This window comes from Saccharopolyspora antiqui, from assembly GCF_052246905.1.
Taxonomy (GTDB): domain Bacteria; phylum Actinomycetota; class Actinomycetes; order Mycobacteriales; family Pseudonocardiaceae; genus Saccharopolyspora.
Map to the genome: position 1 here is coordinate 273,633 of NZ_JBQQBO010000006.1, position 22,471 is coordinate 296,103.

Genomic DNA, 22,471 nt, shown 5'->3' on the forward strand with positions numbered 1-22,471 from the left:
CCGATCGGCACCGGAGTTCCGGGGCTGTGCTGGGTGGAACTGGGCAGCGGCGAATTGCACCGTCCACTGTGGTCGTCCACGGCGATCGCTGGGCGGCGGCCGACCGTCGCGCGGGTCACCGGAAGATCCATGCCAGCGCCGCACTTTCCTTACCTGAACAAGCTCCTCCAGCGTTGCCGGAGCCGGGACCGGAAGCACCACAACCGGACCCGGCTCCTTCGTGCGACTGCTGGACGAACCGGGGTGGTGAACTCGAACATGCTGTCAGCCAACGGATTTCGGCCGGTCGCCGAAGAGCTCGACCGGTGGTGCGGGCAGCTCGTCCTCGGGGCGATCCGCCGGAACCGGGGCGAGGCCGGTTCGCCACCGCCGACGTCGACCGCGCGGGCCGAACACCACCACCACGGTCATCACCGCGGCCGCCGCGATCCCCGCACCGGCCAGCGCGTACGCGAGCGAGTTGCTGCGCTGCCAGGCGGCTTCCCTGGCGAGCTCCTCGGCGGTGGGCAGGTCCGGATCGGCGGGTGGCAGTGCGATCGGGTGCCCGCCGACCAGGTTCGCCACCGCCGCCTGGTACGGGTTGACGATGCCGTGGCCGTAGCGACCGCTGTCCACGCCCTCCGGTGCCGGGGTCGCGGTGGCCAGCAGGCGCTGCACGATCTCCGCGTTGGACAGTTGCGGCCGGTAATCCCGCAGCAGCGCGACGGTTCCGGCGACGTACCCGGCCGCGAGTTCGGTGCCGGACGCGGGACCGACACCGCTGTCCGGGTAGCTGACGGTGACATCGGCACCGGGTGCGACCAGGTCGACGCGCGGCGCGTGCGTATCGGCCGCGATCATGCCGTCCGGCCCGATCATGCCGACCGACACGACTCCGTCGTAGGACGCCGGGAACGGCACGATGCCGGGCGGATCGTTGCGTTCGGCGTGGCCAGCCGCGGCGACCACGACGATGTTGCCCGCCAGCGCCCGTTGCACGGCCTGGCGAAGCGCACCGCTGTCCTGATAGGACACTGCCGCGACGGTGATCACGGTGGCCCGCTGGTCGACCGCCCAGTTGATGCCCGCGGCCAGCGTGTCCGGGGCGACGGACTCGCGCGGCTGTGCGCCGTTCGGGTAGGAGTCGCCCACCACCTTGGCGGACAGCAGCTGGGTGCTGGGCGCCATGCCGTGGAATCCGATCTGCTCGGACTGCGCCGCGGCGATGATCCCGGCGACCGCGGTGCCCAACCCGAGGCAGTCGGGCCTGCCGCTGGCGAGGCTGGACCGGCTGGGCGGGCTGAGGTCGACGCTGGCCGCGATCCGGTTGCCCAGCAACGGATTGCCCGATATCCCGGTGCTGACCACCGCGACGCGTTGCCCGGACCCGGAGGTCATCGGCCACAGCCGCTCCGGGGTGAGCATCTGCTGTGCGAACGGCACCGGGCTGGTCGGCGCACCGGCCGGGACGCACTGCTGCGCTTGCGCGACGGGCGGATTTATCACCAGGATGCCGAGACTGCCAACAGCGGCGGCGAGCAGCATTCGCAGACTGCGTTTCGCGTACACGCTGGGAATGTTAGCGGAATGGGTGCGCGGGTTGTCCACAGTTTCGGCACGACGATTTTCGGGATCTTCACCAGTTTCTGGACTTTCAGGAGTGGACCGATGGACTACCAGCCGATGTCGGTGAATCCCGTTTTCCGCGAGTTGCTCGACCAACTCCAGGAGGCGACCAGATCGATACCGGAAACGCAGCGGCGGATGATGGACCAGACCGGGGTCGCTTGGTCGCCGGACCGAATGGTGAAGGTGGTCGTCGGTCCGCGCGGTCAACTCGTCGATCTGGAAATTGATCCCCGGATTTTCCGGCAGCCCAACGCGGCCGCCCTGTCCACGATGATCCTGCAGGCCAGCAGGGATGCGGTGACCCAGGTAACCGAGTCCGTCCAGCGGATCATGAACGAGAAGATGCCGCCCGAACTGGCCGAAATACGCGCCGAGTACCAGCCGGATCAGATCGGCGCCGATGACCACCTGGCCGATTTGATGCGCAGTGATGCCGAGCGTTATGCGGAACGGAAGGAGCAATCATGAGCGACGATTCGCTGAAGATCCTCGGTGGCCCGGAGGCGGTGTACGGATTGGTCAGTCGGCTCGGTGCCATCGGTGCGTCGTTCCAGGAACATGCCGGGGGTGAGAAAGGCGTCATCGGGCAACTGATGAACGATCCGCAGACCTTCGGCAACGACAAGTTGGGGCAACAGGGAAAGCCGAGTTTCCTCGGATACGAGGAGGTTTTCGAAAACCGTGAGCACCTCGGGGAGCAGTTGAACACGATCGCGGCGAACGCCACGTCGGCGCTGGCCGCCTACGGCGACGTCGACGAGTTCTCCGCGCGGCAACACCGCGACGTCCAAGCGTGAGCGCGGTCGCGGCCAACCGCGATTGATCCGTGCGGAGTTCGCGCGAAGTGCAGTGCCCGGCCCAGCTGCTGCGGAGGTTTTCCGGTGGGTGATGTGCTCGACGACTTCGCGCAGGGCGTCGTGGATTTCGGGGAGGAAGCCGACAAGTACATCGACCTGATCAACGAGTGGTTGCGCACCTGGTTGATCGCGCCCGTCCCGATCCCGCGGTTGAGCTCGATCATCCGGCTGCTGGTCGGCGATTACCCGGAGGCCGACGAGGCCAAGTCGGCGGAACTCGGCGGAGCTTGGGCCCGAGAAGTCGAAGAGGTAGCCAGGTTCGCCAAGGACACCGCCATCGCTGCCGAGCAGCTGGACGCCGCGTGGAGCGGCGGCCTGGCGGCGGTGAACATGCAACTGGCCATCACGCAGCTCGTTCAGGCGACCAACGCCTACGTTTCCACCGCCGGTTCTTACGCGCAGGGCGCTTACCAGTTCAACAACGCGGTCGTGCTGACCAAGAACGCCTTCCAGGCGAGCCTGTTGTTGCTGTGCTTCGAGATCGTGCGGGCGCTGATAGCCGCGGCGTTCACCTGGGGTGCCTCGCTGCTGGGCATCCCGCCAGCGGTCCTGATCGCCCAGTCCGTGACCCGGCGAGCCATCACGTTCGCGTTGCAGAGGGTTGGCGCCATCTTCATCCAGCAGACCCTGCGGCGGTTGAGTGTGCGGGCCGGAACCGTGGCCGCGCAGCTGACCGGCCGGACGCTGGGCCTGTTGGGGCAGACCGCCGCTGGCACCGCTGCCAAGAACGCCGCGACGAGGCTGGCCGGGACCGGACTCGGGCGCTATTTGAGCAACCTGGCGGCGCAGTCGGCGGCGCGCCAGCAGTCCGGGCGGATCATCCGCGAAATGGCGTTGGACGCCGCGCGCACCGCCGGGACCGGACAGGCCGCGCGCCAGGCCGCGCGGGACATCTTGCGCGACCGCGCGTTGCGGCAGGCCGTTGAACGGCAGCTCGCCGCGCGGCTGTCCGGGCGAGCCGCGCTAGGAGCCGCGCCGGTGTTGAGCGCGCAGCGGCAGGCGCTGGTGAACAACGCGGTGCGCCGTGCCGTCGACCGGCAGTTGACCACCCGGCTCGGCACTCGGGAGCTGACCACCGGCAACGTCCTGCGGCAGCGGATGGTCGGCTACGGCTTGGCCAGTGCGCTGAAGTTCGGCGTCGGCTCCGACCTGTACGCGCAGTTCAAGACCATGGCGGAGACGAACGGTCGGTACCAGTACAGCGCGCAGTCCACCGCGGGGGCGTTCGTCGGCGCCAGCCTCGGCGGTGCGCCGCTGGGCCTGGCCAGCAAGTTCAGCGGCTTCGTGACGACCGGTGCGGTCGGCGGGGTGGCCGCGGTCGTCGGTGCGACCGCGGTGACGAATCCCGAGCAGCTCGCGGGGCTCGCGGCCAAACCCACCCGCCTCTACGGGTCCGAGGGACTCACCTGGGAAGGGGTCGGGCAGGCCGCGTTGGGCGGGGCGATGGGCGGGCTGTGGGAGCAGCACATCGGCGAGCGCAGCTTCGCCGAGGTCGGCGAATCGATCAACCTCATGGAGCAAACCGGTGCGGCGGGCCGAACGCCGCACATGGGCAACTTCATCGCGGACCCGCCGAGCACGACCGCACCGACGTTGCAGGGCGCGGCCGGTGCTGCGCCCGCAATGGGCGGGGCCCCCGCCAGTGGTGCCCCGGCGGGTGGTGGTGCTTCGGGCGGTTCCGGTGCGCCGTCGGGTGGTGCTTCGGGTGGGTCCGGTTCGGGTGCGGGGCAGGGCGGTTCGGCGGCGCGTCCGGGAGACGCGGCGGCGGGTTCCGGCGGCGGAGCCGGATCGGACGGTGCTGGCAGCGGTTCTGGCAGCGGTTCGGGTGGTGGCTCGGACGACGGCACGTCGAGTTCCGGCTCCGACGAGGGCGCCGACGACGAGACCGGCGGGAATGCCGACAACGAAGCTGGTACGCCCACCCCGGAATCCAACGATCCGGATGCCCCAGATCCGGACGCCGCAGCTCCGGAGTCCGGAGGTGCCGAGCCCGGGACGCCGGATCCCGATGCGTCCGAAGGCGACGCCGCAGACAGCGGCGACTCCGGTAATGGAGCACCGGATGCCGATGGCTCCGAAGTTGGTGGCTCGGAGAGCGGTTCGCCCGAAACCGGGGAGACCGAGTCTCGGGAAACCGAGTCTGAGGAGACCGAGTCCGGCGAAACCGAGGCGGGGGAAGCCGGGAGCGACGGGTCGGAGAGCGGCCCGTCGAACAGCTCAGATCAGTCCTCAGTGGACACCGAGCAGACCGAGAACGAATCGCACGACGACGAGCAAACCGAGTCGGGCGCCGCCGATGGCGAATCGCAGGAGGAGAACCCCGCCGCGGACGGGCGAACCGAGGAGCAGGGCGATCCACCGGACCCCTCGGCATCGGAGTCCGACGACGGCCAGTCGGCCGATGAATCCGGCCAGCCCGGGAAGGATCAGGAGCCCGCCGAGTCGCAGCGATCCAACGCCGACGCCGAGCACAGCCTCGCCGACGCCGCGACCCGGGCGGCCGCGGCCGGGCCGGATCAAGCGCCTGCGGTGCAGTCCGGGCTGCGGGACGTCGGACCGGCTCCGCAGGCCCAGCCGATCCGGCTCGAACCGCCGGGAAACCTGCTCGACCCGGTCGAATCGCTGGAGATCGCGCGGCAGGGCGCGACCAACCAGCTCGCCGAGCTGGTGCGGGCAGGTCACGCCGTCTTCGACCCCGGCACCGGGGTCGTCACGCTGACCGCGCCGGATGGCTCGGTCGCCCAAGCGCGGCTGCAACTGGACCACGGACTGCCCGCCGGAACCTGGGAGGTGCGCCCCGGCCAGTTCGAGCTGAGCCCGGGCGGCTACGTCCAAACCGCGCCCGCCGAGATCCTGATCTCCACCACCACGACCGCGAACGTGACCGAGGCGCTGGACATCGGCGCGAAGCTGCTCCTCGAATCGGCGGCGCACCTGCTTGCCGCCAGTCCCGCGGTCGTCCACGGCGAGTTCGACGCATCGCACGGTCGCGCCGAGGTGCAGGGCGCGGCAACTCGGGAAGGCGACGTCTGGCAGGCGCTCGCCCGCACCGTGCAAGTGGTGCCGAACGGCGTGCTGACCTCGCCGGGCCAGGCCGATTCCCTTCTCCGCAACGAGATCGCCCGTCGTCGGGCCTTCACCCCGCCCCCGTCCGGTGACTCGGACGCGGTCGCACTGGCGGGCGCTGGCAGATCGAGTACCACGGTGCTGGCGCACTACGCGGAATCCGGCACGGACGTGGCGGTGCGCGTCACCGTCGACCGGGAGCTGGGTCCTGGTCAGATCCACGTGCGCACCCCGTCCTGGCGCAACGACGGCACCGCCCTGCGCCAAGCGGACTGGGGTGAGCTGCGCGTTTCCGCCGCGTCGACCGCTGATCAGATGCACGACCTGGTCAACGCGGGGCTGCGCGAGATGCAGCAGGGCGTGCCGGGTCGCGCCGACCGGCCGCACCAGCTGTTCAGCGCGGCCACGCTCCAGCAGGCCCGCGAACTGTCGCCGATCGAGGGCGAACTCCCGGTGACCGGGGAGACGGCCGCGCACACCGACGAGGTCCGGCAGCACGCCAGGAACTTCCTCGACCGGCTGACCGAAGCGGCGGGCGGCCAACCCGGCAGCCGGGCACCGGTGGCGGCGGCCGTGGACGGCAACGCGGTGCGGCTGCACTACCCCACCGCCACCGTGCACGCGATCTTCCAGGTCGACGCCGAGCTGCCCGCCGGGCGATTCCGGGTCACACCCCCCGAACTCGCCGTCCGAGACGGGCAGTTGGTGCAGGTCAGTCCCGTGCAGGTCACGATTTCCGGCAAGACGCTGGAGGGCGGGAGCCAGCAGAAGCTGCTGACCGACGCGGCGCTGCGGCGGGCGCTCGGCGAGGTGCACGACCTGACCGAAGGACTCGGTGAGGTGGCGGACCGGTCATTGGGCATCACCCTCGACGCGACGACCCAGCCGATGCACGCGGCCATCGTCAACGCCGTGCCCGGCGTGCAGCTGCTGGTCGACCCGCTGGCGCCGACCGACGCGGCCGAGCACGCGCGCTACTCGGTGCGCATGCCGGACGCCGAGATCTTCGCGGCGGACGCGCAGGCCCTGCTGCGCGCGCTGACCGACTCCGGTTTCGAGCCCGACGGCATCGCCGACGGTTGGCGGACCGGCGATCCGGGCGTGGTCACCACCTGGCGGGACCCGCGCAACGGCAACCCGGTGGTGCTGCGGCTGGAAACTCCGGAAGCCTCGGTCGCCCGCGGCCACGCGGCGCGCATCGACCGGGAACTCGCCCAGTCGTCGCAACCCGAACTGGCTCGCCACCGCGAAGAAATCCTCGCCGGAGCGCGCCGACCCGCCGGGGTCGCGGAGCTCGTGGCACCGCAGACCACGGCCGTCGCGCAGACCCCCGACAGTTCGGAAAGCGGTGCGGACAGCGCGGTTCCCGCGCCCCGCCGCCGAGTGTTCGACCTGCTGCCCATCGCGCCGCGATCCACGACCGCCGCCCGCGCCCTCCAGTCCGATGTGGACGAATCGGGCCAGTCGGTGGACCGGGCCCGGGCGCAGTTGACCTCCGCCCGTGCGGTGGACGTCGACCTCGCGCGCAAGATCGCGGACCGGTCGAACTGGGCCAAGTGGCTGGCCGTTCGGGTCGTGGAGTTCGCCGGGCTGGACCCGAACACCGACGCCCTGATCGATTCGTTGGCGGAAGCGTTGGAGCTGCCCAGGGGCGAGGTCCGCGCGAAGATCCTCGAACCGGGCCTGACCCGCGGCACCGATTCCCCGGTGGAAGCCGACTTCGTGCCCAAACCGTCGAGCCTGCCGCAGGAAATCCTGCGCGCACCGGCCACCGAAGTGCTCGCGATGGCCGTCCAGCACTACGAGAAGCTGCTGGTGCACAAGCAGCGCTCGGCGGTCGCGGTGCAGCGGGCCGAACAGCGGCTGGCCAACGTCGCCGGAACCGCCCAGACCGAGATCATCGAGGCCCGCGACCGCGCGCTGGAGCGCGGCCTGTCGGAACGCAAGGCCGACCGCATCGCCGATCCGGTGCTGGACCTGCTGAAAGCCGACCTCGACCGGGATCTGCTGCGCGCCGACTCCGAAGCGGAACTGGCGGCGGCAGTCGTCCCGGAGGCGCCCGCGCTCGACCCGGACGACCTGCCCGGCGACGTGAAGCGGGGCATCCGGGGCATGGTCGGTGTGCGCTGGGACCTGTACGAGGTCGTCCGCGTCTACGAACCCCTTCGACGGCAAGCCGAATCCGGGTACCGCGTCCATTGGCAGCACGTGCAGCAGCTGCGCCAGGAGTACGCCGAGCAGCGGCGGGTGCTGACCCGGGAACTCGCCGCGCAGCGGCCCGGCAACGTCGCGCACGTGCTGCGGATGCCAGCGCGCTTCGTCACATCCGGGCAGGTCCAGGGCCCGGCCGCGCCTCGCGGGCCGGAGAGCGCGGTGCAAGCCCTGAACCGGGCCGCGCGTGCCGTCAAGGAGCTGGAAGGGCGGCTGGACGAAGCCGTGGATGGGCTGCGCCGCGCCGAGCAGCGGCGGCTGCGGGAGCACGCCGAGTACGTGGCGAACCTGCGCGATGTGATCAACAGGGCCAGCGATGCCGGGTTGACGCACCAGGAGATCGGCGACCGCACCAGGCTCACCCAGGCCGAGATCGCCCTGATCACCGGGAAGGTCACCAGTCCGGGCCGGGCCGAGCAGCCAGCCGACCACCGGGTCGCGCTGGTGGACAGGCTGCTCCAGATCGACCGGTTCTTCTCCCGCACCTGGGGTCGGATGACGGGTCGCGAATCGCTGGCCCCGGCTGCGCGAGCGGCCCGCACCGCCTTCGAGGGCCTGGATCCGACGAACCCGGACCTGGTCGACGAACTGCGCGCGCTGGGCGTCTCCGAGGACACCGCCGGGATGATCGGCAAGCCGCGGGTGGGCTTCCGGTACGCCAGCGACATCCACCTGCACCTGCTCGGCTACGCCTTGGAACGCTACGTCAACCCGGCGCGGCTGCTGCAGGACCTGGAGAACCGGGGCGCCGAGGGGCGGGTGCTGATCTCCGGGATCCGGGAACGCGGCTTCGGCCTCGCCGCGGGCAGCGGCACCTTCTACTACGGCACCCTTTCGGTGCTGCGGATGGGACTGCTGGAAGGCACCACGGGTTTCCTGGAACTGCAGGGCAAGTACGTCGACGCCTGGATGTACAACCTGCACGGCCAACTGCCCGACCACCTCAAGGAACGGGCGGTCGTCGGCTCCGTCGGCACCCGCTGGGACATCCCGGGCGCGATGGGCAGCCAACTCGCGTCGGTGATGGTGCACGGCGCCTACGTCAACGGCGAAGAAACCGGGCGCAAGGAACTCGTCGACCGGCTGCTCGGCCGGGAGACCAACACCATCTACAACCCGGCGTGGGTCGCCCACCTCGGCCAGCTCATCGAGGCCGCGAACGTCATCAAGCAGGCGTTGCGCGACGGCGACCTGCGGCACGCGCAGCTCGGACCGGAACTGGCCCGGCTGTTCCCGGCCGACGGCAGCCTCCACCAGGGCGGTGCCGAAGCCGAACAGCAGCTGGAATTCTTCGACACCCTCGTCGAGCGCGTCGTCGAGCTGAAGAACCTGCTGCGCCTGGCCGGGAAGTCGATCGCGGCGGAGAGCCTGAACACCACCGCGCCGAGCAAGTTCAACCCGTACCTGCTGGAGAAGATGCGCGCCCACCAGGTGCTGGGCACCATGCAGCTGCTGCACTCCGACAACGGGTTGGCCCGGCTGAACACCAACGGCCTGATGCTCTCCGGCGCCCCGGACGAACGCGGCCTGGTGCCGATGCTGGCGCTGCTGAAGGAGAACCCGGACCTGGCGACCAACCGGCTGGTCTGGGCGCACCTCGGGGTCGGCAACTGGACGTCGCTGACCGCGCAGCACCTCCAGTTCGTCCACCGGGCGCTGGATGCCGTGCCAGGGCTGAACTTCGACTTCTCCTGGAGCCCGCTGGGCCAATACCTGCGCGACGACGCGGTGCGGCAGGCGTTCATCGACCTGGTGCGGGCGCACAGCGACCGGCTGCTCTACGGTTCCGACACCATCAACCCGCAACCGGGCGCGCACTACACGCGGCCCTACAACGAGCTGGAACCGGTGCTGCGGGAACTCGGTGACCAGCGCGGCGAGGACCTGGCCCGCAAGATCACCCGCGACAACTTCGACCGGCTGGTGGACGGCTCGATCCAGGCGGGCAAGCAGCACTTCGTCGACGAGTACTTCTCCGCGCACGGCGCGGCGTGGGAGGAGTTCTTCGCCGAGTTCACCGAGGACCGCGTCCAGCAGATCCGGCAGCGCGCCGAGCAACTGCTGGCCGAAGGTTTCGTGCCGAATCCGGAAACCGCCGTCGGGCCCGGCGACTGGCGCGGCAACCAGCAGATGCGGTCGCTGGTCGCCGCGACCAACGTCGTCGACTCCGACCACGCCAAGCGCGAGCGGCTCGCCGCCACCGGCCTGGCCAGAGACATCATCCAGAACCAGCGCGCGGCGCAGCAGGAGCGGGCGCAGGCCGAGCAGACCGCGCGCGACCTGCGGCCCGCCACCGACGCGGACGGCCTCACCACCAACCCGCTGACTCTGGAATCGATCGTCGCCACGATGTACACCAGGGACGCCGGTCAGGACGATCTCGTCGGCGTGGTGCGCGACACCGTCGAAGAAACCGAGCGCGGCCAGCAGGAACGCGACCGGGAGCTGGCCCGGGTCCAGCAGCGGGTGCGCCGCCGGAACCTGGCGGGCATGGCCGGGGCGGCGGTCGGCGTCGCGGGCGCCACGGCGGTGGGCCTGACGGCCTCCCCGGTGCTCGCCGGATCGCTCGCGCTGGCGGGCAGCGTCGCGTTCATCACCCGCAGCATGATGGGCAACGCGAAACTGCTGCACGCGCAGAAGATCCGCGCCCTCACCGAATCGCTGGTGGAGCGCGGCAGGCTCGACCCGGACGCGGTCGAGACGCTGGGGAGGCTGATCCAGAAGTACCTGCCGGACAACATCAACCCGCTGGGCCGCGCCGGTCGGGAGGTCTTCAAGGAGATCCTGGACAACGCGGGCGTGCAGTTCCAGCGCCGGATCAACGAGTTCCTCACCGACTACCAGGCGGTCATCTCCACGCCGCTGAACACCACCGGCGGCGAAACGATGGAAGACCGGGTGCAAGCCGCGGTCATGCTGTTCTCCCGGTTGACCGACTACCTCAACCGGGACGTGTACGGCGGCACCGGCGGCGCCGCCTCGAAACGGCTGGAACGGTTCGTGGCCATCGGCACGCCGGTCACCTGGCTGGTCAACCTGGCGTCCAGCTTGGCGCAGGCCAGCATCGGCACCGACTGGACGATGGCCATCGGCATCGCCTACACCGCGGTGGCCGTGCCGTTCCTGGTGACGACCCTGCCGGGGATCTGGAAGCAGTGGGACGTCGGCCTGCACCCGAAATTGCGCTTCCTGCAGAACGTCGTCGGCTGGGGTGGCCTGACCGGGGCGAACGTGCTGCTGCTCGGCGAGCAGTTGGCGACCGGCAACGTCTTCGGCGCGGTCGCGGCGACCACGCTCACCGCGGCCACCGCGTACCTGACCAAGATCGGCTGGACCATCGAGACGAAGCAGGGCCGGGTGGGTTCCAAGCTCGGTCCGCAGGCCTCGTACGTGGCCAACGCCTCGCTCGGCGGCATCGGGGTGATGCAGCTGACGGCGGGCACCGCGCTGGGCCCCGCCGGTGCCGCGTTCGGCGCGGCGCTGGCCGCATCCGGGCCGGTGATCCAGCACATCCGCAAGGCCCTGCACCGCGTGCACCAGCCAGGGCCGTCGGTCCGGTACACCAGCGCGGACCAGCTGCACCGCGCCGCCACCTCGGCCGAACGGCCCGACCCATCGACGGCACCCGCGAACGAGCGGTCGTTGCAGCAGAACTTCCGCGCCGCGCTGCGCGACCACCGGCCGGAACAGCAGCAGGCCGACCTGTTCGGGCGGTTCGCGACGTACCAGACCGATGAGGCGTCCGGGCCGGGCCAGCAGCCCCGAACCGAGCGGTTGCCGGTGCCCGCCGGGAAGCCGGAACTGACCGGACTGCGGGAGGTCGTGGCGGGCCTCGCGCGGCACGAGCTCGCGCGGGTCGGCGTGGCGGAGGTGCAGGTGGACATCGGCACCCGCAACGACCCGCGCACCGTGGTGGCGTTCACCGGCGGCGCGATGGCCGAGGTCCACTTCGGTGCGACGGCGTCGGACGACGTCGAGATCCAGCTACCGGCAAGCCGAACCGGTGCGGACGGACTGCCCCGAGCGGCCGATCCGGTCGTGGTCGAAGTCCCGGTGCACCGGGACGACGTCGCCGACCAGGTGCTGCAAGCCCTCAACCGAATCGCCGAGCACTTCAACCCGGGCACCGCACCACCGGCACCGAACCCGACCGGTCCCGCCGGACTGCCAGGGGATTCCGGCCAGCAACAGGCGCGAGCACCACAGCCCCAGGCGGCGCCCGCAGCGCCTGCAATGGCGAACGTCGCTTCCTCGCAAGGGAATTCCGGCCCGCAACAGGCCGCCGCACCAGCCGCACCGATGCGGTTGGACGGTCGTGCCGAACCGGTGGTGTTGAGTTCCACGAACGTCGTCGCCGAGCACGAGGCCGCTTCCGACTCCGAGGTACTGGCCTCCGCGGCGCGGTTCTTCGACCATGCGCCGGTCGAGTCCGCGCAACGCGACGAGGACGGCACCTGGCAGCTGCGCTGGGCGAACGGCCTGGCGCTGGATGTCCAGGTCCGGCCCGGCACCGGAACCGAGGGCACGCTGCGGATCCCGAGCATGCGGCGAGGCGACGACGGCTGGCAGCAAGCAGAACCGGCGGTGATCGAACTACCGCGCGGCTGGCCGCAGCAGGCGGTCCGCGACCTGGTCACCGGCGTCGTGCTGCGAAAAGCGTTGCACCAGCTGGAAACGGCGATGACCGAGTTGGGGCCGTCGGAGGGCACCGCACCGGCAGCCAGATCCGTCCCGAGCGTCTACCAGGCCCCGATGATCCAGCGCGACCTGGAACGCGGCCACCTGCTGGAGCAGATCGGCGGCGCCTCCGACACGCGCCGCATCGAGCGCTCGAACGAGCTGATCGAATCGGTCGATGGCAAGCCCTACCAGCGCTACGTCCAGGAAGCCATCGACGCCCGCTGGACGGGCATCCGGGCGGCTGTCGCGGAAGGACGGCACGAAGACAAGGACGGCCGCACCTACACGAAGCGGAGCCTCGGGAAGAACAGCGGCGCCGTCAACGCGTTGCTGCTGGACCGGCGCTATGGACTGGTCGTCGAGGCCATGAACGGACGGCAGGGCACCGTGGTCCCGACCAGGGCGACGGGAGCCGACGGCAGCCAGCTGACCGGCGTGGACAGCGACGGCAACACCTATCCGCTCACCAACGCCGACCTGCTGCACGCGAAGCTGCGCGAACTCATCCGCGAGATGGCCGGGCAGGTCGAAGGCCCCGCACCGGGGCAGCGCGCCCATCGGATAGGTGTCGAGCTGAACGACCTCGAATTGGGTTGGTTCCCGCACCTCGACCACCCGCACCGGCACGCTGAGGTCAAGGCGCTCGACGCGGTGCTCAAGCTGCGGGAGCAGATCCGCGCGGACGAGGAGCGGGCAGCGGCGCAGCGGGACGGCCGCGACCCGGTCGGGGTCGTGTCGGTGCGGCGCGAGGGCCGGGACGTCGACATCATCCCGATCACCACGTGGGGCGAGTTCGAGGCGGTGCTCGACGACCTCTACGTGGACGTCCGGAGGACCCTGGAGTCGTTCAGGATGCCACAGGACGAGGGCAAGCAGATCGTGGCCTGCTGCGCCAACTGCGCCCGGATCCTGTCCGGTCCGAGATCGTTGCCCGCAGACGTGCGGCAACCGGCCGACCTCCGGCACGGTGCGCTGCTGGGCACCGGCGGTTTCCCAGTGGGGCGGCACATGAACCCCTACGATCCGAACAGCCGGGCGCCGGAGAACACGAACCCGCTCTACACCTCTCCGGTCGAGATCGCTAATCCCGACTACGCGGCCCTCAGGCAGGCCCGCGACGAGGCGATCGAACGGCTGGAGCGAGAACGCAGGAGTCAACAGTGATCAGGGTCGACGCCGAAGAGCTCGACAGCCAGCCCTACGGTCCCGTCTGCTACCAGGGCGAACCGTTCACCGGTGAAGCTGCGGAGTGGCTGCCGGACGGCACGCTGATCGCGTTGACCGGTTATCAGGACGGGGTGCAGCACGGCACGGAAATCGAGTGGTTCCCGGACGGCACCCGCAAGGAAGAAGCCGAATTCCGCCGCGGGCTGCCGGTCGGGGTGCACCGCGGTTGGCGATCCGACGGCACCCTTGCCGTCGAGGTGGAGTTCTCCGACACTGGGCGGATCCTCCGGCGGCGCGGCTTCGACGCCCAGGGAAACGTCCGATGGCACGACGAAGGCTAGAGGTGTCCTCGGGCTCGTTTCGGGTAGCGGTGCGGGTCCGTTCAGGTGAGAGGTGAAGGGCACCTTTCACCAACTAACTGGGTAAAAGGTGCCCTTCACACCATAAGTACCGCCCCGCAGCGGTGGTGTGGGGAGCAAGAGCGAAGGCGGGCACTTGGAATCGGTGTCAGCGATGTGGAGAGGATCAATACGTGGAAGCTCAGTGGCGGCCCGTGAACAGCGTGGAGTCCGGCATGCTGGCCGCGCTTGAGGATGGTGACGGAACGCGGTACGCGCAGTTGCTGCGCGGTGCGACGTTGTACTTGCCCACCGACGACGAGGGCATCGCGGCGTGGCCGGGTTGGTTGCCGTCGGTGGACGCGGACCAGACGGTGGTGTTCACCTCGCCGGAGGCTCTGTTCGGAGTGTTCGGTCCAGCCGCGACCAACTACCAGGAACTCGACCTGGCCGCACTGCGGGTGCGGTTCGGCGATCCGGACCGGCAGCTGCTCGTCGATCCGGGCACCCCGGTCGGTGTTTTCCTGTCCTTCAACGACATCGACGAACTCGCGTCCGGTCGTCAGCAGCTGATGGCCATGCAGGACGTGGAGGACGCGGTGGTCGACGAGGTGCTGGAGGAGGTCCGGGAGATGGTCCTCGCGGAGTTGGGCAGCGATGCGGAAACGGCGGCGCGGGCGCTCGACGAGGCCTCGGCGAACGACCTGGAGGCCCGGCTGTTGGCGGCCGTCGACGAGCAGAACTTCGACGAGTTCGTGTTCGCGCTGGTCACCTCGGAGGTCGTGGTGCCGACGCGGCGCCCGGTGCCGGATGCCGCGCAACCGGCCGCGCAGGGGTCGCCGTGGCGGGTGGTCGGTGGCGAGCAGTCCCCGGTTATCCCGGTGTTCACCTCGACCGAGGTCCTGGACCGCATCGCGCCGAGCAACGCGCACCGCGTCCAGCTGCCGTTGTTGACCCTGCTGACCAACTGGCCCAGCGAGGAGCACGTCCTGCTGCTGAACCCGGGCACCCCGACCGAGCTGACACTGCCCGGCCCGGCAGTCCCAGACCTGATCACCGCGGCTCAACAAGCCAATCAAGAACCGTAACCACCACCCGCGAAACGCCGAACGGTCCCACAACGCCAATCCGCGCGACCGCTCATTCGCGAACGGCGTCGAGGAGGTCGTCGAGGGTCAGGGTTCGGAGGTCTTCTCGGGTGGGGCGGCGGCCGAGGCCGCGCAGCCGGGTGGATTGGGATTTGCGCATCCGCTCCAGCAGTTTGCGCGCCTCGCGGGCGTTGCCGAAGTTCTGGTCGCGCTCGATCTGCGCGAACCACTCCAGCAGCGCCACGTCCAGGTCCTCGCCGAGCAGGTAGTCGTCGCTGCCCGCGATGTGCCCGCTGATCTGCACCAGCTGTTCCGGCGTGTAGTTCTCGAACTCCAGCGTCTTGGCGAACCTGGACGCCAAACCCGGGTTGGTGTCCAGGAACTGGCGCATCTCCTCGGTGTACCCGGCCACGATGACGGCGACCTCGTCGCGGTGGTCCTCCATCAACTTGACCAGCGTGTCGATCGCCTCCTGGCCGAAGTCCGCACCGCCGCCGCTGGAGCGCGACAGCGTGTACGCCTCGTCGATGAACAGCACACCACCGCGCGCCTCGTCGAACGCCGACGCCGCCTTCTCCGCGGTGTGCCCGATGTACTGGCCGACCAGGTCGCGCCGGGAGACCTCCTTGAACCGCCCGTTGGGCAGGATTCCCAGCGCCTGCAACAACTTCCCGTACACGCGGGCCACGGTGGTCTTGCCGGTGCCGGGTGCGCCGGTGAACACCAGGTGGTTGCTGACGGTGCTGACCGACAGCCCTTCGCTGCGCCGCCACTCGTTGACCTGGATCTCGTCGATCAGCGCCCGCACCTCGGCCTTCACCCCGGTCAGGCCGATCATGCCGTCGAGTTCGGCCAGCAGGGTGTCGATCTGCTCCTGGTCCTGTTGCGCGCTTCCGGAGGCCTGCGCACCCACCGGCGGTTTGGCGATCGCCGAGTCGTTGCGCCGCACCTGCGTTCGCGCGCCGTCGTCGATCAGCACGCCGGGGGGTGCGGTGTTCTCCACCCGGCAGTCCTCGATCACCCCGCCGCAGCCGCGCCCCACCGTGATGCCCGCACCCTGCGTGTCGTGCACCCAGCACTCGACGATGTTCGGCGAGGTCTGATCGGCCACCGCGATCCCGGCGTCCCCGGTCCGCGAGATGTCGCAGCGCTCGATGCTCGAATTCCCCGCCTGGTACATGTAGATCCCGCGAAATCCGGAACCTTCCACAGTGCAGTGTCGCAGCGTGGCGCGGGCCCCGAGCCGCACGATCACCGCGTCGTCGACGGTGTCGCGGAAGGCGCAGCTCTCCACCATCCCGTCGGCGTTCTCGATGATCAGCCCGTACTGGGCGGAGGTGACCTCGACGCCGCGCAGCTCCACGTCGGCCCCGCGTGCGACGCTGATGGCCGCGGCGAATCCGGCGGACGCCGAGCAGTCGACGATCTTCGCCTTGCCGCCGACGATGCGGATCGCGGAGTCCGCTGTGGAGTGCACGGCCAACCCGCTGAACTCCACGGTGCCGTCGGTGACCGACACGGTCGGCTGGTCCCGCAACGGCGAGGTGATGGTTACCGTGCCGGGTTCGCGGGCGGCGAGCACCACCTGCTGCCCGCGGATCGTGATCTGCTCGTCGTATTCACCGGGGGCGATGGAGATGATGGCACCGCTGTCGGCGGCATCCAGCGCGTCCCGGATCGTCGGAAGTGCACCGCGTTGCTCGGGCGAGACGAAAAGGGTGCGTGCCATGACTCCCCGCGCATATCCGTGAAGAAGTACTAGTGTGCGTGCAACAAACTACCCCAGAAGGGCGGTTTCGGGTGGATTCCGAATGGCAGCCTGCCAATGAAATCGAACGCGAGCTGGTCGCGGCGCTGGATGCGGGCGACAGCAGGCGGTACGCCCAGATCGTGTTGGAGTCACCGCTGTACCTGCCGGTGCTGCCCGAGCCGGGCAGCGAACTGCGCCGGGATTTGGACGAGTTCATGCCGCTGGACCGCGCGCACGTCCTCGCTTTCACCTCGCCCGAAGCGCTTTCGCACGGGCTGGGCCCGTACTCCTTGGGGCATCGGGAAGTCGACGTCGCGGCGCTCGCGCGGAATTGGCCGGGACCGGACCACCAGTTCGCGTTGAACCCGGGACTGCCGATCGGCGTGGTTCTCCCGCTGGACGCGTTGAGCCGATTGGTCGACGGCGAGGAAGCCCTGATCCCGGTCGAAGACGCCGAGGCGGTGTTGGCCGAACAGGTGCAGGCGGAGATCCGCGAGCTGTGCCTCGCGGAACTGTGCGGTGGGGTGGCGCCGGGTGCGGCCGCACCGGCGAACGAACTCGAAGCGGCGCTGGCCCAGGCGGTCGAGCGGCAGGACCCCGATGCGTTCCTGAGCGCGTTGGTGGACGCCCTCGTGGTGGTGCCGATGAGCGGTCCGGTGTCGGAGGATTTCGACGGCGCGAACTTCCCGTGGTTGCGGATCGGTCCGGCCATCCCGGTGTTCAGCTCGACCGAGCTGCTCGCCCGAACGGCGCCGCGCGTGGCGGAGCACATCGAACTGCCGTTCCTCGCGGTGGCCGCGAACTGGCCGGGCCGGGAACACGTTCTGTGCTTCAACCCCGGTAGCGGTACCGAGCTCATCATGTCCGGCGAAGGCGTCGATGAACTGGTCGAGGTCATTGCTGAAATGCTTTCAGAAAACCCGGATGCGCAGAACAACTGAACGCACCGACCGAAGTGGAACCGATTGCACCGCCACCACGCGTTAGTCGTTGTGGTGGCAACATAATGCCAAATCCGCGGGTGCCGCGGTTTCGATTTGGCCGGTAGGCCCTTTTCGCGCCACGAATGTGCTACAACATCGACAACTGTGCGGTGCTGCGGGGTCGGACGGGCATGGCGAACGTTTGTCGTCACCAGTGGCTCGATTCTCGATAGAGGTGATTGACGTGGTGGACGCGTCGGGCAGCCAACTGGGGAAATTGCTCCGCGAATTCCGCAAGCGCGCCGGTCTGACGCAGCTGCAGGTGGCCGATCGAGCGGGGCTGAGCGCAGCGGGGCTGCGGGATGTGGAACAGGGGCGGGTGGTCCGCCCGCGCGCCGCCACCCTGCGCCGGTTGTCCGAAGTGCTCGGTCTCTCGCGAATCGAACTCGAAGAACTGATCCGCGCGGCGGGCGGCGAAGGCGGCAGTGGACTGCGGATCGAAGTCCTGGGACCGCTGAAGATCATCGTCAACGGAAAATCCGTTGACCCCGGCTCGGAAGCCCAACGAGTGCTGTTGGGTCTGTTGGCGTTGTCGCCGAACATCCCGGTGGCGCGGGACGCGCTGATCGAGGCGGTCTGGGGCGTGCAGTCCGTCTCCGGATCCGCCGACCTGCTGCAGTCCCGGGTGTCCCGGCTGCGCCGCAGGCTGCAACCCGGACCGCAGGATCCCCCGGTGCTGGTGGCGGATCGCGGCGGCTACCAGTTGGCGGTTCCCGAAGGCCAGCACGACCTGCTGGTGTTCCAGCGACTCGTCGCCCTCGCGCGGTGCGCCCGTGATGAGGAGAAAACCGCCGAGGCGTGCGGACTTTTCTCCGAAGCGGTCGCGTTGTGGCGCGGTGAGCCGCTGGAAGGGCTCGGCAGCCTGCAGGCCCACCCGCTGATCACGGCGTTGACCAGGGAGTACTACGCCGTGCTGGTGGAGTACGCCGCCGTGGCAGCAGGATTGGGACGCCACCAGGAAGTCCTGCCGTCCCTGCAACGCGTCGCGGAGGCCGATCCGCTGCACGAAGCGGTCCACGCGGCGCTGATGATCGCGCTGGCCGGTAGCGGCCAGCAGGCCGCCGCGCTCAACGTCTACGACACGCTGCGGCGCCGCCTGGCCGAGGAGCTGGGCGCCGATCCCGGTCCGGACCTCGTCGCGGCGTACGAGCGGGTGCTGCGCCAGGAAGTGCCGCGACCGGATTTCACGCCGGTCAGCGCGCACCGCCAGTTGCCGCCCGACATCGCCGACTTCACCGGCCGCGAGGCCGAGTTGAGCGCGTTGCACGAGCGGGTGCGCGCGGCCGACGGCGGTACGGCGGTGACGATCTCGCTGATCGAGGGCATGGGCGGGGTCGGCAAGACCCGCCTGGCGGTGCGCGCGGCGCACCAGTTGTTGGCGGCCGGGCGGTGCGGCGACTGCCAGCTGTACGTGGACCTGCGCGGGCACGCCGACCAGCCGCCCGCCGATCCGTCCGCGGTACTGGCCTCGTTCCTGCGGCTGCTGGGCGTTCCCGACGACCAGATACCGTCCAGAATGGACGAACGGGTGATGCTGTACCGGGATCGCCTGTACGGCCGGAAGGCCTTGGTGCTGCTGGACAACGCCTCCGGTGAGGACCAGGTCGTCCCGCTGCTCCCGGCCGGTCCGGACAACACGGTGCTCATCACCAGCCGCCGCACCCTGGCGCTCGACGGCGCGCACACCCTGCCGCTGGACGTGTTCACCCCGGTCGAGGCCGAAGACCTGCTGCGCAAGGTGGTCGGTCGAAACCGGGGCGCGGGCACCCCCGAGGCGGCGCGCCGGGTGGTGGAACTGTGCGGTCGACTGCCGCTGGCCGTCGCGCTCGCCGCGCGGCGGTTGCAGTCCCGCCGCGCCTGGACCGTGTCGGACCTGGCCGTCCGGCTGGCCGAAACCGGTGACCGGCTGTACGAGCTGGTGGCCGGAAACCGTCGGCTGCGGGCCGTTTTCGACCTGTCGTACCACGCGCTCGACCAGGACGAGCGCCGGATGTTCCGGCTGCTCGGGCTGCATCCGGGCGACGACTTCACGGTGGACGCGGTCGCCGCGCTGGCCGGGGTCGGCCGCGGCGCGGCGCAGCAGCTGCTCGATCGGCTCGTCGACGAGCACCTGGTCAACGTGGTGACCCGGGACCGCTACCGGCTGCACGACCTGCTCGCCGAGTACGTCCGCAGCATCGTGCGCGAGGAGGAGCCCCCGGCGCAGCGCACCGCGGCGATCACCCGCGTGCTGGACTTCTACCTGCACAGCGCCACGAGCGCCGCACACCTGTTGCAGCCGCACCAGCCGACGATGAAGTTGGCGGGCAGCCGGCCGGTGCACCGGCCGACGCTGCGCGGCAAGGAGGACGCCAGGCAATGGCTGGACGCCGAGCGGGCTTGCCTGATCGCCGCGGTGAGCCTGGCCGCCGAGCAGGGCTGGCCGACGCACGCGTGGCAGCTGACCAGGTCGCTGCGGGAGTACCTGCACCTCTACGGCTACGGAAACGACCACGACTGGGTCCGCACCCACGAGGCCGCCTTGGCCGCTGCCGTCGCCGCGCAGGACCCGGTCGGCGAGGCGATGACCCGCGCGGATCTCGCCGCCGCGTACCTCGACCAGGGCCGTGGCGCGGACGCCTGCGAGCACCTGTACCGAGCGCTGGATTTCCACCGGGCGACCGGAGACCGGGTGTTGGAGACCAGCAGCCTGGAGTCGCTGGGCACGCTCTGCTTTCGGCTGGGCGAGTTCCACGAGGCGTTGCAGCACTACAGGTTGGGTGCGTCGCTGTGCGCCGGGCTCGACCCGTACCGCGAGGGCGTGCTGCGGATCAACGTCGGAAAAGCGTTGGCAGCACTGGGATTCGTCGACGAGTCGCTGGAGAGCCTGCACCGCGGGATCGAGTTGTCCAGGGAGGCGGGCAACACCGACGGCGAGTGCTGCGGGCTCGCCGACATCGGCGAAGCGCACCGGCGCACCGGCAACTACGCCCAGGCGGTCGACTTCCTGCGGCGGGCCGTGGCATTGGCCGTCGAGCACGGGTTGGAACCGAGGGTCGCCTATGCGCGGCACCGGCTCGGCAAGACCTACCGCGAGCTGGGCCGCTACGACGATGCGATGACCAATCTGCACGCGGCGCTGCAAATCGTGCGGCAGGTCAGCGGCCCGGCCGCGGAAAGCGAAGTGCTCATCAGCTTCGGCGCGGCGCACCGCGACATCGGCGACCTCACCACCGCCGCCGAGCTGATCGACCAGGGCCAGCGGCTGGCCATCGACCGCAGCGAGCGCTACCCGCAGGCGCTGGCCCTGCACGAACTCGCCGAGCTGCACCGGTGTGCCGGACGAGCCCAACTGGCCCAGGACTACTGGCGCCGCGCGCACGCCGTCTTCGCCGAACTCGGCACCCCGGAAGCCGCCGAGCTCCGCCGAGTCGCGGGCAGCACGATCCGCTGGGGCGCGAACTCCGTCGCTTGACCAACCTGCCGATGAGTTTCCGCCGATCGCCAGGTCGATACGGTGGGAACGACGCAGGAGGAACCGTGGGGTTTTCGAAGGCGCGATTGGCGCGAATGCACGAGGTGCTGTCCGGATACGTGGCTCGCGGCGAGGTGCCGGGCCTGGTGGCCCTGGTCAGTCGGCGGGGTGAGACGCACGTGGTGGCGCTCGGTACGCAGGCCGTCGGCGGGGCCGAGGTGATGCGGCGGGACACGATCTTCCGCATCGCCTCGATGACCAAGCCGATCACTGCGGCGGCTGCGCTGGTGCTGGTGGAGGAATGCGTGCTGCGGCTCGACGACCCGGTCGACGCCTTGCTGCCGGAACTGGCCGACCGCCGGGTGCTGTCGCGGGTCGACGGTCCGCTGGCCGACACGGTGCCCGCGAACCGGCCGATCAGCCTGCGCGACCTGCTGACCTTCCGGTTCGGCCTGGGGGTCGTGCTGGGTGATCCGCCGATCTTCCGGGCGATGGCGGAAGCCGGATTGGTGCCGGGGCCGGACTCGCCCGAGCTGTCCTTCGACGAGTGGCTGCGGCGGCTCGGGGACCTGCCGCTGGCCTACCAGCCCGGCGAGCAGTGGCTCTACCACACCGGATCCGACGTGCTGGGCGTGCTGATCGAGCGCGCTTCGGGCCAGGCGTTCCCGGACTTCCTGCGGGAGCGGATCTTCGAACCGCTCGGGATGCGCGACACGGGGTTCCACGTGCCCGCCGACCAACTGCACCGGTTGGCGCCGAGCTACCAGCCAGACCCGGCCGGTGCGCTCGTGCCGCGCGACGACCCCCGGGACAGCGCGCCGGTGTTCCACTCCGGCGGCGGCGGGCTGGTCTCGACGGTCGACGACTTCCTGGCCTTCTACCGGATGCTGCTGGACCAGGGGCGCTGCGGGCAGCAGCGAATCCTGTCCCGACCGGCCGTGACGCTGATGACCACCGACCAGCTGACCGAGGAGCAGAAGATCGATGCGCAGCTGATCCTCGGCACCGACGCGGGCTGGGGATTCGGCCACGGCGTGGTCACCCGCCGCACCGATCTGTCGACCACGCCCGGCCAGTTCGGCTGGAACGGCGGCCTCGGCACGACCGCCTTCGCGGACCCGACCGAGGATCTGGTGGCCATCCTGCTGACCCAACGCGCAATGATGTCCGCCGCCCCACCAAAGATCTTCCACGACTTCCGAACCACCACGTTCCAAGCCCTAGACGACTGACCCAATCCCCGCCGCTCGCGAGTGAGAACTGAGTGAA

10 protein-coding genes are annotated in these 22,471 nt (G+C 70.0%); 8 read left to right on the forward strand and 2 right to left on the reverse strand.

The genetic code is table 11. The features are described 5' to 3' along the window. Positions 1-264: 264 nt before the first annotated feature. The gene (locus tag ACTWQN_RS13440) at positions 265-1,548 is read right to left on the reverse strand and encodes a S8 family peptidase (RefSeq protein WP_443203758.1); all 1,284 of its coding nucleotides are present in this window, start codon (positions 1,546-1,548) and stop codon (positions 265-267) included. An 18-nt stretch (positions 1,549-1,566) separates the two neighbouring features. Here ACTWQN_RS13440 and ACTWQN_RS13445 point away from each other — a divergent pair, with 18 nt between their 5' ends. The 5 genes from ACTWQN_RS13445 to ACTWQN_RS13465 all read left to right on the forward strand — a co-directional run bounded on the left by ACTWQN_RS13445 (position 1,567) and on the right by ACTWQN_RS13465 (position 15,015). Beyond that, on the forward strand, positions 1,567-2,076 hold the full coding sequence (locus ACTWQN_RS13445; protein ID WP_443203759.1) for a YbaB/EbfC family nucleoid-associated protein: 510 nt from the start codon (positions 1,567-1,569) through the stop codon (positions 2,074-2,076). Beyond that, positions 2,073-2,405, forward strand: a complete 333-nt coding sequence (locus ACTWQN_RS13450) for a hypothetical protein (protein WP_443203760.1) — start codon at positions 2,073-2,075, stop codon at positions 2,403-2,405. Before ACTWQN_RS13445 ends, ACTWQN_RS13450 begins: the two co-directional genes overlap by 4 nt. A gap of 84 nt (positions 2,406-2,489) precedes the next feature. Further along, positions 2,490-13,586: a WXG100-like domain-containing protein gene (locus ACTWQN_RS13455; RefSeq protein WP_443203761.1), complete on the forward strand. Its 11,097-nt coding sequence runs from the start codon at positions 2,490-2,492 to the stop codon at positions 13,584-13,586. Beyond that, positions 13,583-13,930: a toxin-antitoxin system YwqK family antitoxin gene (locus ACTWQN_RS13460; RefSeq protein ID WP_443203762.1), complete on the forward strand. Its 348-nt coding sequence runs from the start codon at positions 13,583-13,585 to the stop codon at positions 13,928-13,930. Before ACTWQN_RS13455 ends, ACTWQN_RS13460 begins: the two co-directional genes overlap by 4 nt. Positions 13,931-14,121: 191 nt before the next feature. Beyond that, on the forward strand, positions 14,122-15,015 hold the full coding sequence (locus tag ACTWQN_RS13465; protein WP_443203763.1) for an SseB family protein: 894 nt from the start codon (positions 14,122-14,124) through the stop codon (positions 15,013-15,015). Positions 15,016-15,067: 52 nt separating this feature from the next. Here the strand turns inward: ACTWQN_RS13465 and ACTWQN_RS13470 are convergent, their stop codons facing one another. Next, positions 15,068-16,744, reverse strand: a complete 1,677-nt coding sequence (locus tag ACTWQN_RS13470) for a right-handed parallel beta-helix repeat-containing protein (RefSeq protein ID WP_443203764.1) — start codon at positions 16,742-16,744, stop codon at positions 15,068-15,070. Positions 16,745-16,815: 71 nt separating this feature from the next. Here ACTWQN_RS13470 and ACTWQN_RS13475 point away from each other — a divergent pair, with 71 nt between their 5' ends. The 3 genes from ACTWQN_RS13475 (at position 16,816) to ACTWQN_RS13485 (ending at position 22,434) form a co-directional block, all read left to right on the forward strand. Beyond that, positions 16,816-17,706: an SseB family protein gene (locus ACTWQN_RS13475; RefSeq protein WP_443203765.1), complete on the forward strand. Its 891-nt coding sequence runs from the start codon at positions 16,816-16,818 to the stop codon at positions 17,704-17,706. 226 nt (positions 17,707-17,932) lie between these two features. After that, on the forward strand, positions 17,933-21,202 hold the full coding sequence (locus ACTWQN_RS13480) for a BTAD domain-containing putative transcriptional regulator (protein ID WP_443203766.1): 3,270 nt from the start codon (positions 17,933-17,935) through the stop codon (positions 21,200-21,202). A 65-nt stretch (positions 21,203-21,267) separates the two neighbouring features. Further along, on the forward strand, positions 21,268-22,434 hold the full coding sequence (locus ACTWQN_RS13485; RefSeq protein ID WP_443203767.1) for a serine hydrolase domain-containing protein: 1,167 nt from the start codon (positions 21,268-21,270) through the stop codon (positions 22,432-22,434). Positions 22,435-22,471 lie beyond the last annotated feature (37 nt).